This is a genomic window from Rhizobacter sp. P1_G5, assembly GCF_056405435.1.
Window position 1 is genome coordinate 1 of record NZ_JBFUCB010000570.1, and the last position, 3,970, is coordinate 3,970.

The 3,970-nt window shown below is 69.4% G+C and carries 2 protein-coding genes; both read right to left on the reverse strand.

Annotated features, from left to right (window positions below):
- Positions 1 to 84: 84 nt before the first annotated feature.
- Positions 85 to 1,797, reverse strand: a complete 1,713-nt coding sequence (locus AC1D12_RS27115; protein ID WP_477844125.1) for a GGDEF domain-containing protein — start codon at positions 1,795 to 1,797, stop codon at positions 85 to 87.
- 49 nt (positions 1,798 to 1,846) lie between these two features.
- Positions 1,847 to 3,970 (reverse strand): acetoacetate decarboxylase (locus AC1D12_RS27120; protein WP_477844127.1); only part of this gene is annotated, 2,124 nt, incomplete at its 5' end.

Genomic DNA, 3,970 nt, shown 5'->3' on the forward strand with positions numbered 1-3,970 from the left:
GCGACACGCTGACCGTGCTCGAGCGGCACCAGCAGCTGTCGCAGTGGAAGGCGCGCGGCCGGCTGGCACGCGAGCGCATGAAGCTCAAGCGCGGCGAGGATTGAAGGGCTGCGCGGCGCCGCCCGGGGCGTCGCGCTTGGTCGACTTGTGGCGGTACATGCGCGCGTCGGCATGGATCAGCAGCTGGCTGCTGGACGTGATCTCCGAGCCGAACGCGATGCCGAAGCTGATGCCGCAGCCCTCGAAGCCGGCGGCGTGCAGCCGCTCCTCGAAGCGGCGCATGTCGTGTCGCGTCTCGTCTTCATGGCGCATGTCGCCGAGCACCGCGAACTCGTCGCCGCCGAGCCGGAACACCGTCATGTCGCGGTCGCGCAGCGTCTGCAGCTGGCGCGAGAACTCGCACAGCAGCGCATCGCCGTGCGCATGGCCGCGCTCGTCGTTGATGCGCTTCAGGCCGTCGAGGTCGATCATCACCAGCATCAGCCCGGCCGACGAGTCGGCGGCCGTCAGCTTCGACAGCGTGCGGTCGAACGCATGGCGGTTGCCGATGCCGGTCAGCGAATCGGTGCTGGCCTGGTCGAGCGCGCGGTGCAGCTGCACCATGTAGCCGTCCTTCTCGAGCGCGAGCAGCCGGATCTTGTCGGCCAGCGCGAAGGCCAGCAGGATCGCGTCGGCGGTGCTGCCCAGCAGCGTGATCAGCTCCGGGTTGCGCACCATGTCCTGGCTCAGGCCGAGGTTGGCCGGCAGGATCACCAGCGCCGGCAGCAGCAGCGCGAGGAAGGCCGCGAGGAAGTAGCGTGCCGGCAGGTAGCCCGACCACAGCCGCACGAGCCCGGCGATGAGCGCGAGCGTCAGCGAGATCGAGATCACGATCGTCGCCAGCGTGTGCGCCCATGACACCGCGATGAAGCAGCTCGGCAGCAGCACCAGCGCCAGCACCAGGTTGGCATGGCCCGCCCACGCGAGCCGCGGGTTGGCTTCTCGCAGCTGCAGGAACTCGATGTAGAAGAGGGTGTTGAACACCACCATCAGGAAGAACGGCAGGTAGTGCCACTGCAGCCCGTGCCAGCCCAGCCACTGCGCCGGGATGTGGAAGGTCAGCCCCCAGCCGGCCGTGGCCGCCACCAGGTACAGCGCGTAGTACAGCAGCGCCTTGTCGCGCGTGCCGAGGAACATGAAGAGGTTGTAGAGCGCGAGCGTCAGCAGCGCGCCGAGCGCGAACAGCGCCAGCACGTTCTCCGAGATCACGGTGCGGCGGTACTCGGCCTTGGTCTGGATGTCGATGCCGGGCAGCCGCGCGAAGTAGCGGCTGTCGATGCGCAGCAGCACGTGCGCCGAGCTGCCGCGCGGCAGCGTGATGTCGCTGCCGTAGTGCAGCATGTAGGGCGTGTCGGCGTGGTAGCCGGTCACGAAGGTCTGCGGCGGCTGGCCGCCGACGTAGATCCATCCGCCGACGTGCTCCATCAGGCTCGCATGCGGGTCGATCACCCACTGCGTTGCCGGCGAGTCGTTGCGCACCGTCGCATGGAACCAGTAGCGCCCGCCGAGCAGCGACACATGGTCCACCGGCGTCTTGCGCGCGAGCCAGTCGGCCAGCCGGTCGACGTCGGGCGGCTCCTCGTTCGCCTCGGCGAGGTAGAACTGGCCGCTGCGGGTCAGCTCCACCGGCTCGGTCGGCGACACCGCCGTCTGCGCGAGCACGCTGCCGGCCATCAGCCACAGCAGCCCCGCGATCCAGGCAGACAGGCACGATCGCAGGCTGCGGGCGTGCGGTGCGTGGCGGGACGGGCTTCTCATGAAGGGGTCGACTGTAACAACAAGCATCAGCCGCGGCCCTGAAGCGTTCTTAAACGTCCCGCTCGCCGACGATCACCGCCGGATGGCCGCAGATCGCGCGCGCGGTCTGCATGCCGGCCATCGTCGCCGCCTCGACGCAGCCGGCGTTCAGCCCGGTGCGGATCCAGTCGCCGGTGACGAACAGGTTCGAGAAGCCGGTGCCGTCGGTCGCCAGGCGGTAGCGGCTGCTGCCGACCACCGACAGCACGTAGCGCTCCGACGGATCGACGTTGGCGCGCCAGTACTGGCTGTCGAAGCGTGCCGGCCCGACGGCGCCGGACGGGTCGACCAGCAGCGGCCAGCGGAAGCCCTCCGCCGTCACGGCCTTCGGCCACAGCGTGCCGATGCGCCGCTGCAGCTGCTCGATCGCCCCTTGCTTGACCTGCTCGGCCATGCGCTTCGGGAACGCGTGGTCGCTGTACGGCGGGTAGCTCGCGAGCGGCAACGCGCTGCAGAAGTACGAGACGTTCTTCGGCGCGATCGCCGGCGGCCACGCTTCGCGGCACAGCAACTGGTCCATCGGCGCCCAGGTGTCGAAGGGCTCGCTGAACGAACTGAGCACCGGCTGCTGGCCGTCGGGGCCCGTCAGCGTCCAGCCGAGCTCGTGCAGGTCGCGGTTCAGCCACACCTGGTAGGCCTGGGTCGCGACTGCCTTCACGTGCTCGCACGACGCGGCCAGCGCCGGGCTGCGCGCGACGAGCTGCGGGCACAGTTGCGCGACCGATGCGGCCGAAATGCCGAAGACCACCTGGTCGAAATCCTCGCCGAGCTTCAGCGTGCGCGTCGGCAGCGGCTGCCCGAACGCGGCGGCATACACCTCGGGCCAGTCGCTCCAGTTCGATTCGAGGTTGATGCCGTGGCGGCGCATCAGCGCGACCTGCGCGGCGTCGAGCTRCTCGAAGCGCGGCGCGCTCGGCCAGCAGGCCAGGCCGTTCACGTCGACCAGCGGAGCGTAGGCCTGCGCCGGGTCGGCGAGCGCCGCCTGGCGCGTCATGCGGATCTCGGCAACCTTCTTGCCGGCGGCATCGGGCACCAGCTCGTCGACCTTGTGGAAGAACTCGAACTTCACGCCGCGTTCCTTCAGCAGCTGGTAGAACGGCGTGAACACCACGTCGCCCATGCCGGCCTGCATCTTCCACATGATCGCGCCGTGGTAGTCGAAGGCCACGCGCAGCATGCCGCGCAGCATCGTGCCGGCCTCGATGTCCGGCTTGTCGAAGTTGCCGTCCTCGTAGGCGAACACCAGGTCGTAGAAGCCGACCACCGGCGCCGAGCGCACCGTCACCTGCGGGTTCGCGCCGTGGCGCGTCAGCCAGGCCTGGAAGTCCTCGCCGTTGATCACGTCGAAGCCCTTCGTCAGCACCTCGTCCTCGATCATGCCGATGATGCTGGTCAGGCCCAGGTCGGCGCAGATGTAGAGGCGGCGCAGGTCGTCGGCGATGCCGCTGTCGGCCAGCAGGCCGTTGAAGCGCGCATGCAGCCAGGTGCGCACGCATTTCAGCGCGCTCGACTGCAGCAGGTGGTGGCCGGGGTCGTGGTCGCGCAGCGCGGCCGGCAGGTCGGCGCTGAAGCGCTGCAGCGCGGCGAACGCGACGCCGACATCGCTGCACAGCGACAGCACGTCGTCCTCGACGTGCGCGGCGAGCCGGTGCAGCCAGCTGCCCACAGGGAGGTTGGCCAGGACGTCGGCAGGGATCGCACGATGCGCCGGGCCGAGCTCGCCATGCGCCTCGGCATCCTTCAGCTCGCCCAGCCACTGCTTGATCCACTCGTAGCCGACCTGCACGATCTGCCACAGGTCCAGCGTCTCGTCGCCCTGGCCGGGCTCGCCGGGCATCGCCGGGGTCTCGATCGGCCACAGCTTCCAGTCACCTTTCACACGCTCGGTCAGCGTGATGAATTGCTGCGGCTTGAAGGCGTCACGCCAGGTGCGCAGCGGCGCGCCTTCGGGGCGGTCGAGCAGCTCGTAGGCGCGCTGGATGGTCTTGAAGGCGTTGGCGTAGAAGCCGAACCAGATGTGCAGCCCGTGTTCCTCGATGCGCTGGCCGAGCGCGGCATTGCGCCCGCTCGCGCCCTTGCCGCCGAGCCGCCAGCCCATCTGGTAGACGGTGATGTCGCAGGCATTGCGCCAGCC